We start from the raw sequence: 20047 nt of genomic DNA, 5'->3' as shown, positions 1-20047 counted from the left end.
ATGGGTTGGCCTTGGTCGCGGATGGCTTTACCTCAAAGAGACCCATGCTGGAACCCCCGAGCCCAAGGATAAGCGTTGAGCACTCAGGAGTATTTCGACCACGGAGAGCTGGTTGCGGTTCTGACCGCACAACCGCTGGACCGGACGCTGGATTACAAGGCGCCCGAGGGGGGCTGTTTTCTGGGGGCGTTCGTAGAGGTCCCGCTGGGGCCGCGTAAAGTTCTGGGTGTCGTCTGGGGGCCGGGACAGGGCGGGTTCGACCTGAACAAGGCGCGGTCTGTGATCCGCGTGCTTGAGGTCGCGCCAATGCGCGAAGAAATGCGGCTGTTTCTGGGGAAGGTTGCCGATTACACTCTGACGCCGATGCCCGCAATGTTGCGTCTGGCAACGCGCGCGCCGGGGCTTGGTGATCCGCCGTCGATGCGTAAGGTTTACCGGCTGGGCAATGGCGCGCCGGATCGGATGACAGACGCGCGCACCCGAGTACTGGAGGTTCTGCGCGACTATGGCGGGCTTGCATTTACCCTGAAAGAACTCGCCGAACAGGCGGGCGTGACGTCTTCGGTCGTCAAAGGGTTGGTCAAGCAGGGCGCTGTACGGGAAGAAGACAGCCCGCGCGATTTGCCCTATCCGCATCTGGATCCGGATTTACCGGGCAAAGCTTTGACCGACGATCAGGCGGCGGCGGTTGAGAAGTTGCAGAAGGGCCAGCGGTCCGGGGAATATGGAACCACGCTGCTTAAGGGCGTGACGGGTTCGGGCAAGACCGAAGTGTATCTGGAGGCTGTAGCCGAGGCGCTGCGCATGGGCCGACAAGCCTTGGTTCTGCTGCCCGAGATCGCTCTGACAGCGGAATTCCTGACACGAGTTGAGGCGCGGTTCGGTGCACGCCCAGCCGAATGGCATTCCGGCGCGACCATGACGGAACGCCGCCGGGTCTGGCGAATGGTCGGGCAGGGGGATGCGCAAATGGTGATTGGTGCGCGGTCAGCTTTGTTCCTACCGTTTCGCAACCTTGGCCTGGTGGTGGTCGATGAGGAACACGACACCTCTTACAAACAAGAGGACGGCGTGCATTACAGCGCGCGGGACATGGCTGTTCTGCGGTCTGCCATTTGTGGCGGGCGGGTGATTCTGGCCAGCGCAACACCTTCGCTGGAAAGCTGGGCCAACGCCGAGGCGGGAAAATACGACCGGGTTGATCTGACCTCGCGATTCGGGGCGGCAGTGTTGCCCGAGATGAAACCCATCGACATGCGGGCCGAACAGATGCAACCGGGGACTTGGATTTCTCCGTCTTTGCGGCAGGCGGTGATGCAGCGGATCGAGAAGGGTGAGCAATCGCTGCTTTTCATCAACCGCCGTGGATATGCGCCGGTGACCCTGTGCCGCGCTTGCGGGGAACAGATTGCCTGCGATCATTGCGACGCGCGGATGGTCGAGCACCGGTTTCTGAAACGGCTGATGTGTCACCAATGCGGTGAGACCAAGCCGATGCCCGAGGAATGTCCCTCATGCGGCGTCGAAGGCAAGTTGGCCCCGGTCGGTCCGGGGATCGAGCGGTTGGCGGAAGAGGCCGAGGCGACGTTTCCCGATGCCAAGATCGCGATGCTGAGTTCCGATTTGTTCGGCTCGGCCCGCGCCCTGAAGGCTAAGATCGAAGAGATTGCCGAGGGCGATGCCGATATCGTTATCGGTACGCAGCTGGTTGCCAAGGGGCACAACTTTCCCAATCTGACTTTGGTCGGGGTAATCGATGCCGACCTCAGTCTGCACGGGGCAGACCTGCGTGCCGCTGAGCGGACATTCCAGTTGATGCGGCAAGTCGCGGGTCGGGCAGGCCGGGCGGACAAGCCAGGGCAGGCCCTGTTGCAGACATTCCAGCCCGAGCATCCGGTTATTCGCGCCATTCTTTCAGGTGACGAAGAGGGCTTCTGGAAGGCCGAAGCCGCCGGACGGCAGGCGGCGGGTGTGCCGCCATACGGCCGTATGGCCGGGATCGTCCTGTCCGGACCTGAGGTTGGACCAGTTTTTGATATCGGAAATGCAATGGCCCGAAACGATGCGCCGCTGCGCGAGATCGGCGCGCAGGTGTTTGGTCCGGCACCGGCCCCGATCGCGCGGATTCGCGGCAGACACCGCGTGCGATTGCTGGTCAAGGCACCCAAGGGCGCTCCGATTCAGGACGCGATTGCCCGTTGGATCGCGCCTTTGCGCCTGAAGGGCGACCTGCGTTTGACCGTGGATATCGACCCGCAGAGTTTCTACTGACCTCTGCATCAGCGCAGACCGATTGTGCGCCCGCTGCTTCGCCCTCGCCAAAATCTGAAAATGGGCGTAGAGGAGTCCCATGTTGAAACCGATGCCCCTGTCCGAGGCGCAGAGCCTTCCGTTCTGGCGCCGCCCTGTGACGCTCTTGTTCGTGATGGCACTGACGATGCCGATTGCGTTCAATGCATGGAGCGCACTGCTGAACAACTTCGTCATTGAGGTGGCGAATTTTGACGGGGCCGACATTGGGTTACTGCACACTGTGCGGGAGATCCCCGGATTTCTTGCTGTTGGCGTGATCGCGGTGATCATTTTCGTGCGCGAGCAGGTACTGGCGATGATCTCGCTGATGATGCTGGGCGTGGCAACTGCGTTGACAGCATGGTTTCCCAGCCTTGGTGGGTTGCTGTTTGTCACCCTCTTCAGCTCGATCGGATTTCACTACTACGAGACAGTGAATCAGTCGCTGCAGCTGCAATGGCTGCCCAAGGACCGCGCGCCGCAGGTATTGGGCTGGCTTGTTGCCATGGGATCAGCCGCGACCGCAGTAGTCTACGGCTTGATCGTTTTGACTTGGGACCGGTTTGATCTATCCTACAACATTGTATTCATGGCCGCTGGTGGTGTGACCGCCCTGTTGGCGCTGTTCTGTCTGTTCGCATTTCCGCAGTTTGACTCGCCAACTCCACAGACCAAGAAACTGATCCTGCGTCGTCGGTACTGGCTGTATTACGCGCTACAGTTCATGGCCGGCGCGCGGCGGCAGATCTTTGTTGTCTTCGCGGGCTTCATGATGGTCGAGAAGTTTGGGTTCGAAGTACACGAACTGACCAGCCTTTATCTGATCAATCTGGTGATCAACATGGCGGCGGCTCCGATGCTGGGTAAGGCTGTATCGATGTTCGGTGAGCGCCGCACGCTGATCTTCGAATACACCGGCTTGGCGATCGTTTTTGCGGCCTATGGCGGTATCTACTGGTTTGGTTGGGGCGTGGTACTGGCTGCAACCCTTTATGTGATCGACCATGTTCTGTTCGCATTGGCGCTTGCCCTGAAGACCTACTTTCAGAAAATCGCCGACCCTGCGGATATCGCACCGACAGCGGCCGTGGCGTTCACGATCAACCATATCGCCGCTGTGTTCCTTCCCGCGCTTCTAGGCCTGCTGTGGGTCATCTCACCCGGTGCAGTCTTTGCGCTGGCCGCTGCGATGGCGATGATCTCGCTGGGTTTGTCCTTGCTGGTCCCGCGCCACCCGGAACCGGGAAATGAAACGATCTTGTCGAAATACGCGCCGGCACCCGCCGAATAAGCGCCAATGCTTGACCTTGGTGGGCCATCGCCATAGGCGCTGTGTCAATTGATACAGGAGGCCCCCATGCCCACATTCACTGCGCTGACTACACTGACTGGTAAAAAAGCTGCCGAAGGGCTGGGCGAAGCAATGGAGCGTCTGGATCCGGAACCAACCGGCGTTGGAGTATTCGAAGTCGAGGATGGTTCGGGCCTGTGGGAAGTCGGTGGGTATTTCACGGAAACTCCGGACGAAACCGCTCTGGCCGTTCTGGCCGCCGCGTTTGAGGCCAAGCCTTTCGTGGTATCGGAACTGCCCGACACGGATTGGGTGGCCCATGTGCGTCGGGAATTGGCCCCGGTCGAAGCGGGGCGGTTCTTTGTTTACGGTAGCCACGATGCCGACAAATTGCCCGAAGGACGTATCCCTTTGCTGATCGAAGCCGCAATGGCCTTTGGCACTGGCCACCACGGAACCACTTTGGGGTGTCTGAAGGCGCTGGATCATCTTCTGAATGACGGATTCGCGGCTACGAAAGTGGCCGATATCGGCTGCGGCACGGCGGTGCTGGCCATGGCGGCAGCGCGGGTCTGGGAAGGTGAGATCATCGCCAGTGATATCGACGAAGTGGCCGTTGATGTCGCCGAAGCCAACCTGAATGCCAATGGAATGGCAGGCAAGGTCCGTTGCGTGGAAGCGGCGGGCTTTGACCATCCCGATCTGGGCGCGATCGCACCCTACGATCTGATTTTTGCAAATATCCTTAAGGGCCCACTGGTTGCTCTGGCCCCCGAAATCGCAGCGAATCTGCGCGTCGGTGGGTACGCAATTTTGTCCGGAATCCTTAACGAACAAGCCGATGATGTGGTTTCCGTTTATCTACAAAACGGGTTTAATTTAGAGAGAAATGACCAAATTGGTGAGTGGACGACGCTAATATTAAGCAAACAGGGCTAAATTTGGGCCATTTGCTGGAGCTTTCTGGAGTTTTGCCTCGATTTTGTCGCATTCTGTTTCTACCGTCTTAACGTGGAATCGGGGGGCGGTTTTGGAGGCTGCCATGACGGGAAAACAACTGGAATTTGATCAGCGCGTGAATCGCCTGAGCAAGAAACACGCAAAACTAAGCCGTGGCTACCGCGCGACGATGCGCAAGGACGGGTTGGTTGTGATGAAACCGCAGAGGGTGAAGTCAGCTTTGCCCCTGAAGGTTCTTCTGATGTGTCTGCTTGGGTTGTTTGCATTCAAGACGTTCTTGCTCACCAGCCTTGGGCCTTCGGGCTATCAATACAGGGTTGACGCATTGAACGAGGGCACCTCGGTCGAACAAGCCGGTGCCTGGGTGATGCAAATCGACCCGGTATCGCTGATGCTTTCGGAACAGCTGGCACGGCTGCTGCCCTGACATCAGGCGAATGAATCAGAAACGCCGCGCATTCTGCATGCGCGGCGTTCTGCTTTGCCCCTGAGGGAGGGAAGGGGCATATGAGTGGGTGTGTTAAATCTTAACGACGACCTTCGGCCACGACGTCAATATCGCCACGGCACAGTCCGATATCTTCCAGCTCGCGATCTGTCAGACCGCTCAGCGTGTTACGCGTCACGCGGGCGTCATTCCATTCGACAAAGGCGTTTACGACCGATGCGAAATTTGCGCCGATACGGCCGACGAGGCCGAATGAGCCGGTGGTGGTGCGGGTGGTGTCCAGTGCAGCCATATCCTGTTTCCTTCTGGTTTAAGTTTACGTTTTGATCGTTCGATCTGAGCGGCATTTAGTGCTGCCAAATCGGCTGTGCAAGAGCGGAAATTGCAACTGTCCTATGCGTTTTTTGCAGAGCTCGAGATTCATTAGAACCCCTTAATTTATTGGCCATTTTTGCTTCATGAAACATGTCGATTTCAGACTTTTGCCTGTCGCAAACTGGCCGTTTTGTCGCCTGTGAAACAGGTCTGTCGTTTTTGTGCTCTCTGTCAATTCGCTTGGAAAATGTTCACGCTTCGTGCTAATCCGTAAAAAAGATCACAAAAACTCGAGCAGGCCGAGGCGAAACATGCGGATTTTAGGCATTGATCCGGGGCTTAGGACCCTGGGATGGGGCGTCATCGAATCGCATGGCAGCCGCCTGAGCCACGTCGCCAACGGGCTATGCAAGTCTGACGGGGACGATTTGGGCGAGCGTTTGCTGTCGCTGTACAATCAGATCGTCGAAGTCATTGCAGAACATCAGCCCGACCAGGCGGCCATCGAACAGACCTTCGTCAACAAGGACGGGGCTGGTACGCTGAAGCTGGGTCAGGCGCGGGGTGTGGCGTTGCTGACGCTGGTGCAAGCAGGGCTGCCCGTGGGTGAATACGCGCCCAACCGGGTCAAGAAAACGGTTGTGGGCGTTGGACATGCCGAGAAAGAGCAGGTTCTTCATATGGTCAAATTGCAACTGCCGGGCTGTAAACCCAAAGGGGCGGATGCGGCGGATGCGCTGGCGATTGCCATCTGTCATTCATATTACGGCGCAGCGCCGCAGGCGCGCGTGAAAGAGGTGCGGGCATGATCGGAAAACTGACCGGGCGATTGGACTATCGCGCAGCGGATCACGTGTTGATCGACGTGCGTGGGGTCGGATACCTCGTTTACTGCTCGGACCGGACCATGGCCGCGTTGCCGGGCGTTGGCGAGGCTGTCTCGATCTATACCGATATGGTAGTGCGCGAAGACCTGATGCAGCTTTATGGGTTTTTGTCCCTGGTCGAAAAGGAATGGCATCGCCTGCTTTGTTCGGTTCAGGGCGTTGGGGCCAAGGTCTCGCTTGCCATTCTGTCCGCGCTGGGTCCGGATGGGGTCAGTCGGGCGATTGCGCTTGGGGATTGGGGTGCCGTCAAAGCGGCGAAAGGCGTGGGCCCAAAGACGGCACAGCGGATCGTGCTGGATCTGAAAGACAAAGCGCCGGGTGTGATGGCTATGGGCGGGACCGTGACCGAAGCGATGGACGGCCCCGGATTGGAAGTTGTTGAGCTGTCTGAACCGGCACAAGTGCCCAAGCGGGCGACCAAACCTGCCTCGGGGTCTGCCGCAGCTTCGGCCGGGGCACTGTCAGCCCTTGGCAATTTGGGGTACGGACCGTCTGAGGCGGCCTCGGCTGTGGCCGAAGCGGCCGCTAGCCTGCCGGATGCAGGCGAGGCTGAATTGATCCGGGCGGCGCTCAAGTTGCTGGCTCCGAAAGGGTAACTGAATGGTAGACGCCGATCCCACATTGCGCCCCGAGCCCTTGCCCGAGGACAACGACCGCGCCCTGCGTCCGCAGGGGCTGGACGAATTCATCGGTCAGGCCGAGGCGCGGGCCAATCTGCGCATCTTTATCCAATCCGCGCGTATGCGGAGCGAGGCGATGGATCACACGCTGTTTCATGGCCCTCCGGGTCTGGGTAAAACGACGCTGGCGCAAATCATGGCGCGCGAGTTGGGAGTGAATTTCCGCATGACCTCGGGGCCGGTTCTGGCCAAAGCAGGTGATCTGGCGGCAATCCTGACCAATCTGGAATCCCGCGATGTGTTGTTCATCGACGAAATCCACCGTCTGAACCCGGCTGTCGAAGAGGTTCTGTATCCGGCGATGGAGGATTTTGAGCTGGACCTGGTGATTGGCGAAGGTCCGGCGGCGCGCACAGTCCGGATTGAGCTGCAGCCATTTACTTTGGTTGGTGCGACCACGCGGATGGGCTTGCTGACCACCCCATTGCGCGACCGATTTGGCATTCCGACGCGGTTGCAGTTCTACACAGTGGACGAGTTGCACGAGATCGTTACGCGCAACGCCCGCAAACTGGGCGCGCCTGCTGATGATGCGGGCGCCAGAGAGATTGCGCGCCGATCGCGCGGGACCCCGCGGATCGCGGGGCGATTGCTGCGACGGGTGGTGGATTTCGCCATCGTCGAGGGCGATGGACGTATCACACTGGATCTGGCGGATGGCGCGCTGACGCGGTTGGGAGTGGATAATCTGGGCTTGGATGGTGCCGACCGGCGATACCTCAAGCTGATCGCTGAGAACTATGCCGGTGGTCCGGTCGGGATTGAGACTCTGTCGGCTGCGTTGTCGGAAAGTCGCGATTCGCTGGAGGAAGTGATCGAGCCCTATTTGTTGCAGCAAGGTCTGATCCAACGCACGCCGCGGGGGCGGATGTTGGCGCAGAAGGCTTGGACTCATCTGGGTATGGCGGCCCCCAAGGGGCAAAACGATCTGTTTGGTTGAAGCTGCGGCCCATAGATTTTATGCCGTCGGCGAGAGTATTTTCGAAAAGATGAAGGATAGGGCGTGACCCCCGAAGACATTCAGTTGTTGTTCACCCGTGAAAGCGGAGAGTTTCTGTTCGCGCGTTGGGGGCGGCCCATCGTGCCCATCGTCTTTGGGGTCGAGGTGGAAACTCTGACCACCGTCAAGGGCGCATTTGAGGCCGTGGTAAGCCTGGCCGATCATAAGATGGCTGAAACGGATCCGGAACTTGGTGCGAACTGCATGGTGTTCTTTTTCCGCGACTGGAAGGAATTGTTGGAGGTTCCCGATCTAGATCGGCTGGTTCCCGATCTGACCCCTTTGGTCGATCGACTGATCGCGGCGGATGCCAATCAGTATCGGGTGTTTCGCTTTGAAGAGGACGGTTCGATCCGGGCTGCGTTTGTTTTCCTGCGCATGGACAAAGAGCTGTCCAAGATTCCAGCAGAGACTTTAGCGCTCAGCCAGGTGGTGCAGGCCATTTTGCTGTGGTCGGACACTGCGTTCAGAACGCAATCGCCGCTGGCGGTTGCCGAGGGAGTGACTGTCCTGCGCCCCGATATCGCCGGGCTGATCCGGGCAGCCTATGATCCGGTTTTGCCGGGGGCAGCGCAGGACCCGGCGCATGGCTTGCGGTTGTTTGCACGAATGCAGCAGTCGCAGTGATTTAAGCTGAGATAATCTACGATTTGGATGTGCTGCGGTGTTGGAAAGCGGTCAATAGATCGCTTCCCGTGTCGAAAAATGCGTCGTCGCCCACCAAATCGGTCACTCCGTACCTGTCCAATTCAGACCGGACATGCGGTTCGACCAGGAGGAAAACCAGCCTGATGTTCTTCTCCTGCAGGAGATTGAGAACATTGCGCAGCGTGTAGCCCGCGGTGAAGTCCACGTCATCGATGGCCGAGGCCTCGATACAGAACCACTGTACTTTGTTGTCTGAATTATGGGTGATTGTCGTAATCTCATCCGAAAGCCGCTGTGCATTCGCGTAGTACAGGCTGTGAGAGAAGCGATAGATGACAAGCCCGGGTTCGAATTGGTTTGGCACGGAAATGGGTTTCGAATGCCAGCCACCGTCTTTGGTTTTGACGATTACTGAATTTTTGGGGCGGTACCCACGGCGGGTATGGTCGATCAATGACAGCACCATCGCAAAGATGATGCCCTGTTCGACCCCCACGATAACAACAACAGCAGCCGTGGCGACAGCAATCCAGAATTCGGATCGAGCTTGCCGGTAAATTGCAATCAGGCCTTTCAGGTCGATCAGCTTAAGGCCGATCAGGAACACGACTGCAGACAGTGCCGCATTCGGCAGGTAGGCCAGTGGGCCGGTCAGGAACAGTATGACCACCAAGACGATCAAGACGGTCGTCAGTTGTGCCACTTGGCTGCGACCACCTGCGCTGACCACCATCTCGGTTTTTGTCGGGCTGCCATTTACCACGAATGTACCTGTAAATGCCGCCCCCAGATTGGCAAGCCCCAGGCCGATTAGGTCTGTGTTCTCGCTAAACTTCTCTTCGTAACGCGCCGCGTAGGCCCGCGAGGTTGCAGCACTTTGGGCCAAGATCACAACGAAGATGGACAGCGCGGTTGGCAGCAATTGTTTGAACAGGGTCCAGCTCCAATCCATGTTCGGGACAGAGAGCGCAGGCAAACCGCTGGGAACCGAGCCCAGTACCGCGATGCCGGATGCGGCGAATTGGAACGCCCAGCTGCACAGGATTACCCCAAGTATTGCGATTAGCGGGCCGGGTAGTTTCGGTGACAGCTGCCGGCATCCGACGACGATCAGCAGAACCGCCGCCGCCACCGTCAATGTGGGCCAGCTTGACTGGTCGATGTTCTGAATGGTTGCCTGAAGCTTGGCGATAGTCCCGTGACCGTCGCTTTCGATCCCCAAAAGCCCCGGTATTTCACCGGTTGCGACCTGAATGCCCACGCCTGTCAGGAACCCGACAAGAACTGTCCGGGATAGGAAATCAGCCAAAAACCCCAAGCCGATAAGGCGTGCGGCAATCAGCAGAACAGCTGCCATCAGCGCCAACAGGGACGCCAACGCCAGATACTCGGACGAACCCGACACTGCCATGCCAGCCAGGGCTGAGGCCGTAATCGCCGCCGTGGCAGAATCCGCACCCACCACAAGATGGCGGGACGAACCGAACAGCGCGAACAGCGCCATTGGGATGAGGATGGTGTACAATCCCGTCACGACCGGCGTGCCTGCGATCTTTGTGTAGCCCATGACCTCGGGGATCGCGAGGCAGGCGAAGGTCAGGCCTGCCAAAATTTCCGCAGGCAAAGTCGCGCGGTTGAACGGCAAGACGCCCTGAAGGACTGGAAGAAAGAACATCCTCTCTTCTTTTGGTCCTTTAGCCATTGAAACTCCTGTCGGATTCACCTGGTATGTATGAAAGCCTAGAGGGCAAATCGTCGAATTTCGAGAGCGGACTTAGGAAGGTGGGAAATTTGCCCCCACAAGGGGATTGCAGGACCCGTGGCAACCATGCATCTGTTTCAGAGCAGGATTTGCCCCGCGCGTTGCATATTTGAGAGACCGGACCTGATATCATGGCCAATGAAGCTGATGCGCCCCACAAGCATATCTTTCCGATCCGGGTTTACTATGAAGACACCGATATGGGCGGGGTCGTATATCACGCGAATTATCTCAAGTTTATCGAACGCGCGCGATCTGACTATGTGCGCCTTCTGGGCAATGATCAGAACGCGATGCGCGATGGCGGGATCGTCTGGGTCGTGCGCCGGATCGAGGCCGATTATCTGGTTCCGGCGAAGTTCGATGATGAGCTGATCGTTGAAACTTGGCTGTCGTCAATCTCTGGTGTGCGGCTGACCATGGGTCAGTTGGTCAAAAGGGGTGAGACCGAAATCTTCCGCGCCTCGGTGACTGCTGTTTGCATGAATGCGCAGGGCAAGCCGGTCCGCCTTCCGGCAGAGATTCGCGCATTGATGTAACAATTTGTCGGTCAGGGGTGGTTATGTTGGCTTTTCATAACCAACTGCGATAGCGTTTGGAAAAACAAGGCCAAACGAACGGCCGTCAGGCAAAAAACAAAGAGCAGGTTCATGGAAGCTGAAACGCTGGCGCTGGCGCAGGAGATCGATTTCTCCATGTGGGGGCTGTATGCCCGCGCGACCTTTATCGTCAAATTGGTGATGTTGATGCTGATCGGCGCATCTGTTTGGTCTTGGGGCATTATCGTTCAAAAGCTGATCAACTACCGCGCGGCCCGCCGCGAGGCGCAGGTGTTTGACGAGGCCTTCTGGTCCGGCAACCCGCTGGATGAACTGTTCGAACATATCGGATCGCAGCCCGACGGCAGTTCCGAGAAGATTTTCGCCGCTGGCATGATCGAATGGCGCAGGTCGCACCGAACGGATGGCGGGCTGATTGCGGGGGCCACTGCGCGGATTGACCGTTCGATGGATGTCGCGATCGCCAAAGAGTCCGAGACACTGCAAAAAGGATTGCCCATTTTGGCGACGGTCGGCTCGACCGCGCCATTCATTGGCCTTTTCGGGACCGTTTGGGGCATCATGAACGCGTTTATCGAGATTGCCGAGCAGCAAAACACCAACCTGGCCGTTGTGGCACCCGGCATTGCCGAGGCGCTTTTGGCCACGGGCCTGGGTCTGTTGGCTGCGATCCCGGCGGTAATTTTCTACAACAAACTCAGTTCTGATAGTGACCGGATTGTGGGTGGCTACGAGGCTTTTGCCGACGAGTTCGCCACCATCCTGTCGCGTCAGTTGGACAGCTAAGATGGGTGCGGCGGTTCAGCAGAACGGAGGCGGGAACGGGCGCAGACGCGGCCGTCGTCGCGGGCACGCGCAGCCGATGGCCGAGATTAACGTGACGCCGTTTGTAGACGTCATGCTGGTGTTGCTGATTATCTTTATGGTGGCGGCACCGCTGCTAACCGTTGGCGTGCCGGTGGACTTGCCCAAAACGGCGGCAAGCGCGTTGCCGGGCGATAACGAAGAGCCGCTGACAGTCACGATGACTGCCGAAGGGCGCGTTCAGATTCAAACCACCGATGTTGCCCGCGAAGAGTTGATTGGCAAGCTGCGCGCCATCGCGGCAGAACGCAGCAGCGACCGGGTGTTCCTGCGGGCGGATGGTGCAATCCCATACGCGCAGGTGATGCAGGTTATGGGCGCGCTGAATGCAGGTGGGTTTTCCAATGTGGGGCTGGTGACTGACACCGGCGGCCCTGCGCTGGACGAAGGTGGAGAGTGAGGCCGCGCGGTGGATACCGGCACCAAGATCTCGGCAATTGCCCATGTCAGTTTGATTTCGTGGGCTCTGTTTGGCGGCACCTTCCGGTCCGAACCATTGCCTATGCCCGTTCAGGATATCTCGGTGATTTCGGCTGAACAGTTCGCAGCAATGACGGCCCAGAGTGCGGCGCCAGAGGTGCCTACGCCAGCCGCCCTGCAACAGCCTGATGCGCCCGAAGAAGAAATCCCCACCCCTGAACCGGTGGAGCAGGAACCTCCGACGCCTGAAGTGTCAGAGCCAAATGAGCCGGAGCCGGAGCTGGAACCGGAACCGCTGGCCCCTCCACCTGAACCGGTCGTGATCGAACAACCCCCCGAATTGGCCCCCCCGGAACCCGAGGCCGTCGTTTTGCCCACCCCGCCGGGGCCCGAGGCACAGCCGCGGCCTGCGGATAAAGTAGCGCCTGAACCTGTTGCGCCGCCGCCGCCCGAGGCCACGCCAGATGATATTGAATCCCCGGCTGTATCGCTGGACGAGGGAGCTGAAACTCAGCAAGAACAGCAGGATCAAACGGCACCCGAAGAGGCCACGGATGAAATCGTGACCGAGGCGGAAGAAGCCAAGGAATATGCGCCGCGCAGCTCTCCTCGTCCGCTGGTGCGACCGAACCGGCCAACGCCGCCGGCGCAGCCCGAAGTGGCTGAGACCGAAGAACCGACCGAACCAGAGCCCGCGCCAAGTGATGAAACCGCGATCAACGACGCACTGGCCGAGGCGCTGGGGCAGAGCAGCGAACCGTCTGGCCCACCCCTGACTGCGGGTGAGAAGGATGCCATGCGACTGGCTGTGTCGAAGTGCTGGAACGTTGGTTCTTTGTCCACGGACGCACTGCAAACGGTCGTTGTGGTCGGGTTCTCGCTGACACCGGATGGCAAGGTGCTCGGCGGTACACTGCAAATGATCGACAGTTCCGGCGGGACTGACGCGTCTGCAAGACAAGCCTACGAGGCCGCCCGGCGAGCGATTTTGCGCTGCGGGGCCAAAGGATACACCCTGCCTACTGACAAATACGATCAATGGCGGGATATTGAGATTACATTCAATCCCGAGAGGATGCGGATCAAATGATGAGATTTCTGACCAGCCTGTTGCTTGGCCTGACAATTTTGGCAGCGCCAGTGTATGCGCAAAGCGGACCCCTGCGTCTTGAGCTGGATCAGGGGATTATCGAACCCTTGCCTTTTGCGGTGCCGAATTTCGTGCCCGACGGGCCAGCAGCCACACAATACGCAAACGACTTATCGCGCGTCGTAGCGGCGGATCTGACGGGAACCGGACTGTTCCGTGAAATTTCTTCAGACGCGTTCATCAGTCGGGTCAGCAATTTCGAAGCCCCTGTGCAATTTGCCGATTGGAAGGCCATCAATGCTGAGGCCCTGGTGACAGGTGCAGTCAATGTCTCGGGCAAGCGCCTGACTGTGCGATTTCGCGTTTGGGACGTATTCTCGGGTCAGGAATTGGGCAATGGTCTGCAGTTTTCCGGGACCACAGATGGCTGGCGGCGCATGGCACACAAAGTGGCCGATCAGGTTTACACCCGTGTGACCGGCGAGAGCGGTTACTTTGACAGCCGCGTCGCGTTTGTGTCCGAAAGCGGGCCCAAGAACCAGCGTCTGAAGCGTCTGGCAATCATGGACTATGACGGCGCGAACGTTCAGTACCTGACCGACAGCGCCGCGATTGTTCTGGCACCACGCTTTTCGCCCTCGGGCGATCGGCTGTTGTACACAAGCTATGAAACCGGTCAGCCGCGCATTTATGTTTTGGACGTTGATCGCGTCAAACGGACCGAATTGAAGACACAAGACGGCACCATGAGCTTTTCGCCACGCTTTTCGCCCGACGGCCGTTCCATTCTGTATTCGTTGATTCAGGGCGGCAACACGGACCTGTGGAAAATGGATCTGGCCTCGGGGCAAAGCGTGCGGCTGACGAACACACCTGCCATTGAGACTGCACCCAGCTATTCTCCGGATGGGTCGCAGATCGTGTTTGAAAGCGACCGCTCTGGCACACCTCAACTGTACATCATGCCCTCAAATGGCGGAGAGGCGACCCGCATCAGCTTTAAGCAGGGGCGTTATGGCACTCCGGTCTGGTCGCCGCGTGGTGACCTGATCGCCTTTACCAAGCAGAACAAAGGCCGGTTCCATATCGGCGTCATGCGGACGGACGGCAGCGAGGAACGGCTGCTGACCTCGTCCTTCCTGGATGAGGGGCCAACATGGTCGCCGAACGGTCGCGTCATCATGTTCACCCGTGAATCGCAGGGCGCAAGTGGACGGGCGACATTGTATTCGGTGGATATCTCAGGTCGGAACCTGCGCCCGGTGCGAACCCCGGATGGCGGCAGTGACCCATCCTGGGGGCCTCTGCAGAAGTGATCGGGGCAGGGGGTTGGAAAAGTTCACAAATTTCCTGCACTGTGATAACAGAGACAGCAATAAAGCAATAAAACGACGAGGCACCTGAAATGAATGTATTGAGCAAAGTCATAGCATTGGGCGTGCTAAGTGTAGTGGCCGCCTGTACCAATAACGATCCTACGGCACTGGGCGGTGGCGCAGGCGGTAACGGCTCGATCCTGCCGGGTTCGCCCAGCGACCCTCAATCACCGGCCTATTTCCAGCAAACTGTTGGTGACCGCGTGTTGTTTGAGGTCGATCAATCGACCCTGACCGGGCAGGCGCAGACGATATTGCAGGGACAGGCAGACTGGCTACTGGCCAATACAGATTTTGTCGCCACGATCGAGGGTCACGCGGACGAACAGGGTACTCGCGAGTATAACCTGGCCCTGGGCGCGCGTCGCGCGAATGCGGCGCGTGAATACCTGATTTCACGTGGGGTTGCGGGCAACCGGTTGACCACCGTCAGTTTCGGCAAGGAACGCCCGATCGAGATTTGCAGCACCGAGGAATGCTATTCCAAAAACCGTCGTTCGGTGACGGTCCTGACCGGTTCAACTTTGGGGTAAGATGATGCGAATTGCAGGATGGGTTCTGGCTACGGTCGTGGCGACTGCTGGCGTGGCAAGTGCACAGGATCAGCAAACACTGGCGGATATCCGTCAGGAGCTTACGGTGCTGCACGTCGAGGTTCAGCGCCTCAAGCGCGAGTTTTCAACCACCGGATCTCCGGCGCCTAATCTGGCTGGCAGTTCCGTTCTGGAACGTGTTGACGCCATTGAGGCTGAATTGCAGCGTCTGACCCGTCAGACCGAGCAGTTGAACCAGCGTGTGCAAAACATCGTCACCGATGGGACCAACCGGATCGGCGATATGGAATTCCGGTTGTGCGAATTGGAAACGGGCTGCGAAATCTCGGGCGAGCCGACAAGCACGCTGGGTGGCGATTCCGAAATCACCGCTGCGGCGCCTGCAACACCGGCAGCGCCAACGTCGATGGAACAAGGTGAACTTGCAGTGGGTGAGCGCGCGGACTTTGATGCCGCATCACAGGCGCTGGCGGATGGCAACTTTCAGGCCGCAGCGGAGCAATTCACCACATTCGAAACCTCGTATCCCGGCAGTCCGCTGGCACCCGAAGCCAACCTGAAACGGGGGCGCGCGCTTGTTGGGATCGGTGACACGCGTGAGGCCGCGCGGGCCTTTCTGGCCAGCTTTACCGGCGATTCCGAAGGTGCATTCGCACCCGAGGCGCTGTTTGAGTTGGGATCGGCGCTGGGGCGTCTGGGTCAGACCGATCAGGCTTGCATCACCCTTGGCGAGGTGGGCGTGCGGTTCCCGTCTTCGACCTCGGCCACAAATGCCACGCAGGAAATGGCAAGCCTGGGCTGTTCTTGACCGAAATCACTGAAGAATTGCGCGCCGAGATTAGGGCGCGTTTGCCGCGAATCCTTCCATCGCGCCTAGGTGTGGCTGTCTCTGGCGGGGGCGATTCAACCGCCTTGCTTTTGCTGCTGAATGATATTGCCCAAAACGAGCAGGTTGAGCTGTTTGCGGCAACCGTTGACCACGGTTTGCGCCCCGAATCCGCGGACGAGGCGCAGAATGTGGGCAAGCTTGCCGCGCGTTTGGGTATCTCGCATCAAACGTTGAAATGGACAGGGTGGGCCGGTCAGGGGAACCTTCAGGATCAGGCCAGACAGGCGCGTTATCGGCTGTTGACCGAATGGGCCACCCGCAATGCGATCAGCGCGATTGCGTTAGGCCACACAGCAGATGATCAGGCCGAAACCTTCCTGATGCGACTAGGCCGCGCAGCTGGTGTTACGGGTCTGTCGGGCATGCCGGTTGAACGGATTTTGGATGGCGTGACGATGTTGCGGCCGATGCTGGGTGTCACAAGGCAAGCATTGCGTGGCTATCTGTCTGATCAGGATGTTGGCTGGATCGAAGATCCCTCGAATCAGGACCTTCGGTTTGACCGGATCAAGGCGCGGCAGGCCTTGTCTGACCTCAAGGATTTGGGGATCACGGCCAGTTCTTTGACCCGAGTCGCAGAAAACCTTGCACAAGCGCGTGAGGCATTGGAGCGTTTTACGCAGGAATCCGCCCGAAAAATCGTCGTGGTGGAATCCGGTGATGTTTGCTTGGATCGCGCCGCCTTTCAGTCTTTGCCACAGGAAATCCAGCGTCGGCTTGTGATCGGCTGCATCGCGTGGATTGCCGGAGCGGGGTATCCACCACGGCAAACGTCAGTGGATCAGGCGGTGAAGGCTGTTGAAGAGGGTACCGGTACGTCGATCAATGGCTGTTTGTTTGTCCCAAAGGTCAATAAAACGTGGATTTGCAGAGAGCTAAACGCAGTTCAGGGCGAAATCGCGCGCCCAGGCGAGCCGTGGGACAAACGCTGGATTCTGTCAGGACCTTCGACTGCTGGTATGCAAATCCGCCCGTTAGGAGAGCAGGGCCTGCCTAGGGTTCCAGATTGGCGGGACTTGGGTAAACCACGTCAGGTCTTGTTGGCTTCACCCGCTGTTTGGCTTGCGGATGAACTGGTGTCAGCGCCAACCGCCAGATTGTTGAATGGATGGACGGCTGAATTGGCCCCGGGAACGCCCGAGTTTCATTCTTCTTTTTTATCGCATTGAACCTCCTTGAATCATCTCTATTTTATAGAGCAACCCGGCAGACCCCCATCTGCCGAAATCTTTTGGGAGACTTTCCTTGGGCAACGCTCGTAACATCGCCTTCTGGGTCGTTCTGTTTTTGCTGATCCTTGCACTGTTCAATTTGTTCAGCGGACCAGGCGGAACGCTTCAGGGCAATGAAAGAACTTATTCCGATTTCGTAACGGCCGTTCAAGCTGGCGAAGTCAAGAATGTGACCTTGGATGGCGAACAGATTCGCTATACCACGCAAAGCGGTGCCAGCTATGTCACCATCAAACCCGGCGATGCCGAGGTCACAAAACTGCTGATTGACGAAAAGATTCCGGTCGAAGCAGTTAAACAACAGCAATCCGGCTTCCAGTCGTTTCTGATCACGCTGCTGCCGTTCCTGCTGCTCATCGGTGTTTGGGTCTATTTCATGAACCGGATGCAGGGCGGTGGAAAAGGCGGCGCGATGGGCTTTGGCAAGTCCAAGGCCAAGATGCTGACCGAAAAGCATGGCCGCGTGACATTTGACGATGTTGCAGGCATCGACGAGGCCAAGGAAGAGCTGGAAGAGATCGTGGAATTCCTGCGTAACCCGCAGAAGTTCAGCCGTCTTGGCGGCAAAATCCCAAAAGGCGCGTTGCTGGTTGGCCCTCCGGGCACCGGTAAAACGCTGCTGGCCCGTGCGATTGCTGGTGAGGCGGGTGTGCCGTTCTTCACCATCTCGGGCTCGGACTTTGTTGAAATGTTCGTGGGCGTCGGGGCATCCCGTGTGCGTGACATGTTTGAACAGGCCAAAAAGAATGCACCCTGTATTGTGTTCATCGACGAAATCGACGCCGTGGGTCGCCATCGTGGTGCCGGTTATGGCGGCGGGAACGACGAACGCGAACAAACCCTCAACCAGTTGCTGGTTGAGATGGACGGGTTCGAAGCCAATGAGGGTGTGATCATTCTGGCGGCCACCAACCGTAAGGACGTTCTGGACCCTGCGCTGCTGCGCCCCGGCCGGTTTGACCGCAACGTGACTGTCGGCAACCCCGACATCAAAGGCCGCGAGAAGATCTTGGGCGTGCACGCGCGCAAGACACCTCTGGGTCCCGATGTCGACCTGCGCATCATCGCGCGTGGTACTCCGGGTTTCTCGGGTGCCGATCTGGCGAACCTCGTGAACGAGGCCGCACTGATGGCTGCCCGTGTTGGCCGTCGCTTTGTCACCATGGAAGACTTTGAGAACGCCAAGGACAAAGTGATGATGGGCGCCGAGCGCCGTTCGATGGTGCTGACGCAAGACCAGAAGGAAAAGACCGCCTATCACGAATCTGGTCACGCGGTCGTCGGTTTGTCGCTGCCGCTGTGCGATCCGGTCTACAAGGCGACCATTATTCCGCGCGGTGGCGCATTGGGTATGGTGGTGTCGTTGCCGGAAATGGACCGTCTAAACTATCACCGCGACGAATGTGAGCAAAAGCTGGCCATGACCATGGCAGGCAAAGCCGCCGAGGTGATCAAATATGGTGAAGATCACGTCTCGAACGGCCCCGCCGGTGACATCATGCAGGCCAGCCAGTTGGCGCGAGCCATGGTGATGCGCTGGGGTATGTCTGACAAGGTCGGCAATATTGATTATGCCGAGGCGCATGATGGCTATTCGGGCAACACTGCTGGCTTCTCGGTTTCAGCGCATACCAAAGAGCTGATCGAGGAAGAGGTAAAACGCCTGATCCAGCAGGGTTATGAGCGCGCGCACAAGATCCTGTCCGACAAGAACGAGGAATGGGAACGTCTGGCGCAAGGCTTGCTGGAATACGAAACCCTGACCGGGGAAGAGATCAAGCGTGTCATGAATGGCGAATCGCCGACCGATGGTGATGACGAGGGTGATAAGCCGGATGAGGGCAGCGCGCCCAGCGTTACCGCCATTCCCAAGACCAAGGTCAAAAAGACCCCGCCCGACGGCGGGATGGAGCCGGAACCTTCGGCATAAAGAAATCAGACCCGGGCCAAGTCCCGGGTCTTTTCTTTTCAGCTTTTCATTTGGCCCGGTCTGACTTTTAGTACGATTTTGACGGCCCGCAGCCGAAGGGGATTTCAAATGCCGGTATTGCGAGAAACAGAATTCACGGGTGAAGTTGTTTGGCTGGGTCATGTGCCCGCGGGTGGTTCAATCCGGGCCAAAGCTGTCGATGTTTTGGATCTGGATTTCTCAGGGGACAAAGGCGAGCGGCACGAGGGTCTCAACCGGACCTCATGTGTCAGGGTCAAGAATCTGTATCCGCAAGGCACCGAAATCCGCAACGTGCGCCAATTGTCTGTTCTGTCCGCCGAGGAAATGGACGCCACTGCTAAAGAGATGGGGCTGGATCGGCTGGACCCTTCGTTTCTGGGCGTCAGCATCCTGTTGCGCGGCATTCCGGACTTTACATACCTTCCGCCATCCTCGCGTTTGCAGGTCCGCGACGGTGTCACGATAACCGTGGATATGGAAAACCGCCCCTGCGTCATTCCCGGGCGTGAGATCGAAGCCGATCAACCCGGGTACGGGGCGTCCTTCAAGCCTGCGGCACAGGGCCGAAGGGGTGTGACTGCGTGGGTGGAACGACCCGGACAGCTGCGGTTGGGGGATCGGATGACGCTGTTCGTGCCCGATCAGCGGGCTTGGGCGCCCTAAGCGTCAAGCGTTTTCGATTTGAAACCGGTGAAATGACGCTACGCCGTTTCATGGCATGAATATGTCGGAATCTCTATCCATCGGGATTGTACACAACGGTATGGATTGACCAGCACCGGCCCAGCTGCGCCGGTTTGCAGGGAATTCAACCGGGGGTTTTGCCCA

20 protein-coding genes are annotated in these 20047 nt (G+C 58.4%); 18 read left to right on the top strand and 2 right to left on the bottom strand.

What is annotated here, in order from left to right:
• The first annotated feature begins 75 nt into the window (after positions 1-75).
• The 4 genes from DS906_RS18630 (at position 76) to DS906_RS18615 (ending at position 4970) form a co-directional block, all read left to right on the top strand.
• The gene (locus DS906_RS18630) at positions 76-2271 is read left to right on the top strand and encodes a primosomal protein N' (RefSeq protein WP_113791582.1); all 2196 of its coding nucleotides are present in this window, start codon (positions 76-78) and stop codon (positions 2269-2271) included.
• Between the two features lie 79 nt (positions 2272-2350).
• The gene (locus tag DS906_RS18625) at positions 2351-3583 is read left to right on the top strand and encodes an MFS transporter (RefSeq protein ID WP_113791581.1); all 1233 of its coding nucleotides are present in this window, start codon (positions 2351-2353) and stop codon (positions 3581-3583) included.
• Positions 3584-3649: 66 nt separating this feature from the next.
• Positions 3650-4522, top strand: coding sequence for a 50S ribosomal protein L11 methyltransferase (locus DS906_RS18620; protein WP_113791580.1), 873 nt, complete (start codon positions 3650-3652; stop codon positions 4520-4522).
• 103 nt (positions 4523-4625) lie between these two features.
• On the top strand, positions 4626-4970 hold the full coding sequence (locus tag DS906_RS18615) for a hypothetical protein (protein ID WP_109312601.1): 345 nt from the start codon (positions 4626-4628) through the stop codon (positions 4968-4970).
• A gap of 100 nt (positions 4971-5070) precedes the next feature.
• Here DS906_RS18615 and DS906_RS18610 read toward each other — a convergent pair whose 3' ends face one another.
• Positions 5071-5283 (bottom strand): DUF1127 domain-containing protein, encoded by a 213-nt coding sequence (locus DS906_RS18610; protein ID WP_113791579.1) that lies wholly within the window; start codon positions 5281-5283, stop codon positions 5071-5073.
• Positions 5284-5617: 334 nt separating this feature from the next.
• On the opposite strand from DS906_RS18610, the gene ruvC reads away from it, so the two are divergent.
• From ruvC to DS906_RS18590, 4 genes are all read left to right on the top strand, one after another.
• Positions 5618-6115 (top strand): crossover junction endodeoxyribonuclease RuvC, encoded by a 498-nt coding sequence (gene ruvC / locus DS906_RS18605; RefSeq protein ID WP_113791578.1) that lies wholly within the window; start codon positions 5618-5620, stop codon positions 6113-6115.
• Positions 6112-6789: a Holliday junction branch migration protein RuvA gene (gene ruvA / locus DS906_RS18600; RefSeq protein ID WP_113791577.1), complete on the top strand. Its 678-nt coding sequence runs from the start codon at positions 6112-6114 to the stop codon at positions 6787-6789. The genes ruvC and ruvA overlap by 4 nt, the downstream gene beginning before the upstream one ends.
• Before the next feature lie 4 nt (positions 6790-6793).
• The gene (ruvB, locus tag DS906_RS18595; protein WP_113791576.1) at positions 6794-7813 is read left to right on the top strand and encodes a Holliday junction branch migration DNA helicase RuvB; all 1020 of its coding nucleotides are present in this window, start codon (positions 6794-6796) and stop codon (positions 7811-7813) included.
• A 63-nt stretch (positions 7814-7876) separates the two neighbouring features.
• On the top strand, positions 7877-8500 hold the full coding sequence (locus tag DS906_RS18590) for a hypothetical protein (RefSeq protein WP_113791575.1): 624 nt from the start codon (positions 7877-7879) through the stop codon (positions 8498-8500).
• A 16-nt stretch (positions 8501-8516) separates the two neighbouring features.
• Here the strand turns inward: DS906_RS18590 and DS906_RS18585 are convergent, their stop codons facing one another.
• Positions 8517-10223: a SulP family inorganic anion transporter gene (locus DS906_RS18585; RefSeq protein WP_113791574.1), complete on the bottom strand. Its 1707-nt coding sequence runs from the start codon at positions 10221-10223 to the stop codon at positions 8517-8519.
• Between the two features lie 191 nt (positions 10224-10414).
• Between DS906_RS18585 and ybgC the strand changes: the two genes are divergently transcribed.
• The 10 genes from ybgC to DS906_RS18535 all read left to right on the top strand — a co-directional run bounded on the left by ybgC (position 10415) and on the right by DS906_RS18535 (position 19882).
• Entirely contained in the window at positions 10415-10822 is a 408-nt protein-coding gene (gene ybgC, locus DS906_RS18580) for a tol-pal system-associated acyl-CoA thioesterase (RefSeq protein ID WP_113791573.1), read from the top strand.
• Between the two features lie 111 nt (positions 10823-10933).
• Positions 10934-11629 carry a protein TolQ gene (tolQ, locus tag DS906_RS18575; protein ID WP_113791572.1) on the top strand — a complete coding sequence of 232 codons (696 nt, stop codon included), beginning with the start codon at positions 10934-10936 and terminating at the stop codon, positions 11627-11629.
• Between the two features lies 1 nt (position 11630).
• Positions 11631-12107 carry a protein TolR gene (gene tolR / locus DS906_RS18570; RefSeq protein ID WP_113791571.1) on the top strand — a complete coding sequence of 159 codons (477 nt, stop codon included), beginning with the start codon at positions 11631-11633 and terminating at the stop codon, positions 12105-12107.
• A 9-nt stretch (positions 12108-12116) separates the two neighbouring features.
• Positions 12117-13217: an energy transducer TonB gene (locus DS906_RS18565; protein WP_113791570.1), complete on the top strand. Its 1101-nt coding sequence runs from the start codon at positions 12117-12119 to the stop codon at positions 13215-13217.
• A complete protein-coding gene (gene tolB / locus DS906_RS18560) occupies positions 13214-14533 on the top strand; it encodes a Tol-Pal system beta propeller repeat protein TolB (protein WP_113791569.1) in 1320 nt (439 codons plus the stop codon). The genes DS906_RS18565 and tolB overlap by 4 nt, the downstream gene beginning before the upstream one ends.
• Positions 14534-14622: 89 nt before the next feature.
• Positions 14623-15126 carry a peptidoglycan-associated lipoprotein Pal gene (gene pal / locus DS906_RS18555; protein ID WP_113791568.1) on the top strand — a complete coding sequence of 168 codons (504 nt, stop codon included), beginning with the start codon at positions 14623-14625 and terminating at the stop codon, positions 15124-15126.
• A 4-nt stretch (positions 15127-15130) separates the two neighbouring features.
• The gene (gene ybgF / locus DS906_RS18550) at positions 15131-15955 is read left to right on the top strand and encodes a tol-pal system protein YbgF (RefSeq protein ID WP_113791843.1); all 825 of its coding nucleotides are present in this window, start codon (positions 15131-15133) and stop codon (positions 15953-15955) included.
• A complete protein-coding gene (gene tilS, locus DS906_RS18545) occupies positions 15952-17205 on the top strand; it encodes a tRNA lysidine(34) synthetase TilS (RefSeq protein ID WP_113791567.1) in 1254 nt (417 codons plus the stop codon). Before ybgF ends, tilS begins: the two co-directional genes overlap by 4 nt.
• 76 nt (positions 17206-17281) lie before the next feature.
• The gene (ftsH, locus tag DS906_RS18540; RefSeq protein WP_113791566.1) at positions 17282-19198 is read left to right on the top strand and encodes an ATP-dependent zinc metalloprotease FtsH; all 1917 of its coding nucleotides are present in this window, start codon (positions 17282-17284) and stop codon (positions 19196-19198) included.
• A 108-nt stretch (positions 19199-19306) separates the two neighbouring features.
• Positions 19307-19882 (top strand): sulfurase, encoded by a 576-nt coding sequence (locus DS906_RS18535; protein ID WP_113791565.1) that lies wholly within the window; start codon positions 19307-19309, stop codon positions 19880-19882.
• Positions 19883-20047: the final 165 nt, after the last annotated feature.

It is taken from the genome of Ruegeria sp. A3M17 (assembly GCF_003318255.1).
In the GTDB taxonomy this organism is placed as follows: Bacteria; Pseudomonadota; Alphaproteobacteria; order Rhodobacterales; family Rhodobacteraceae; genus Ruegeria.
Note: the sequence above shows the minus strand (reverse complement) of the source record. Positions and strands in the feature narration are given on the sequence as shown.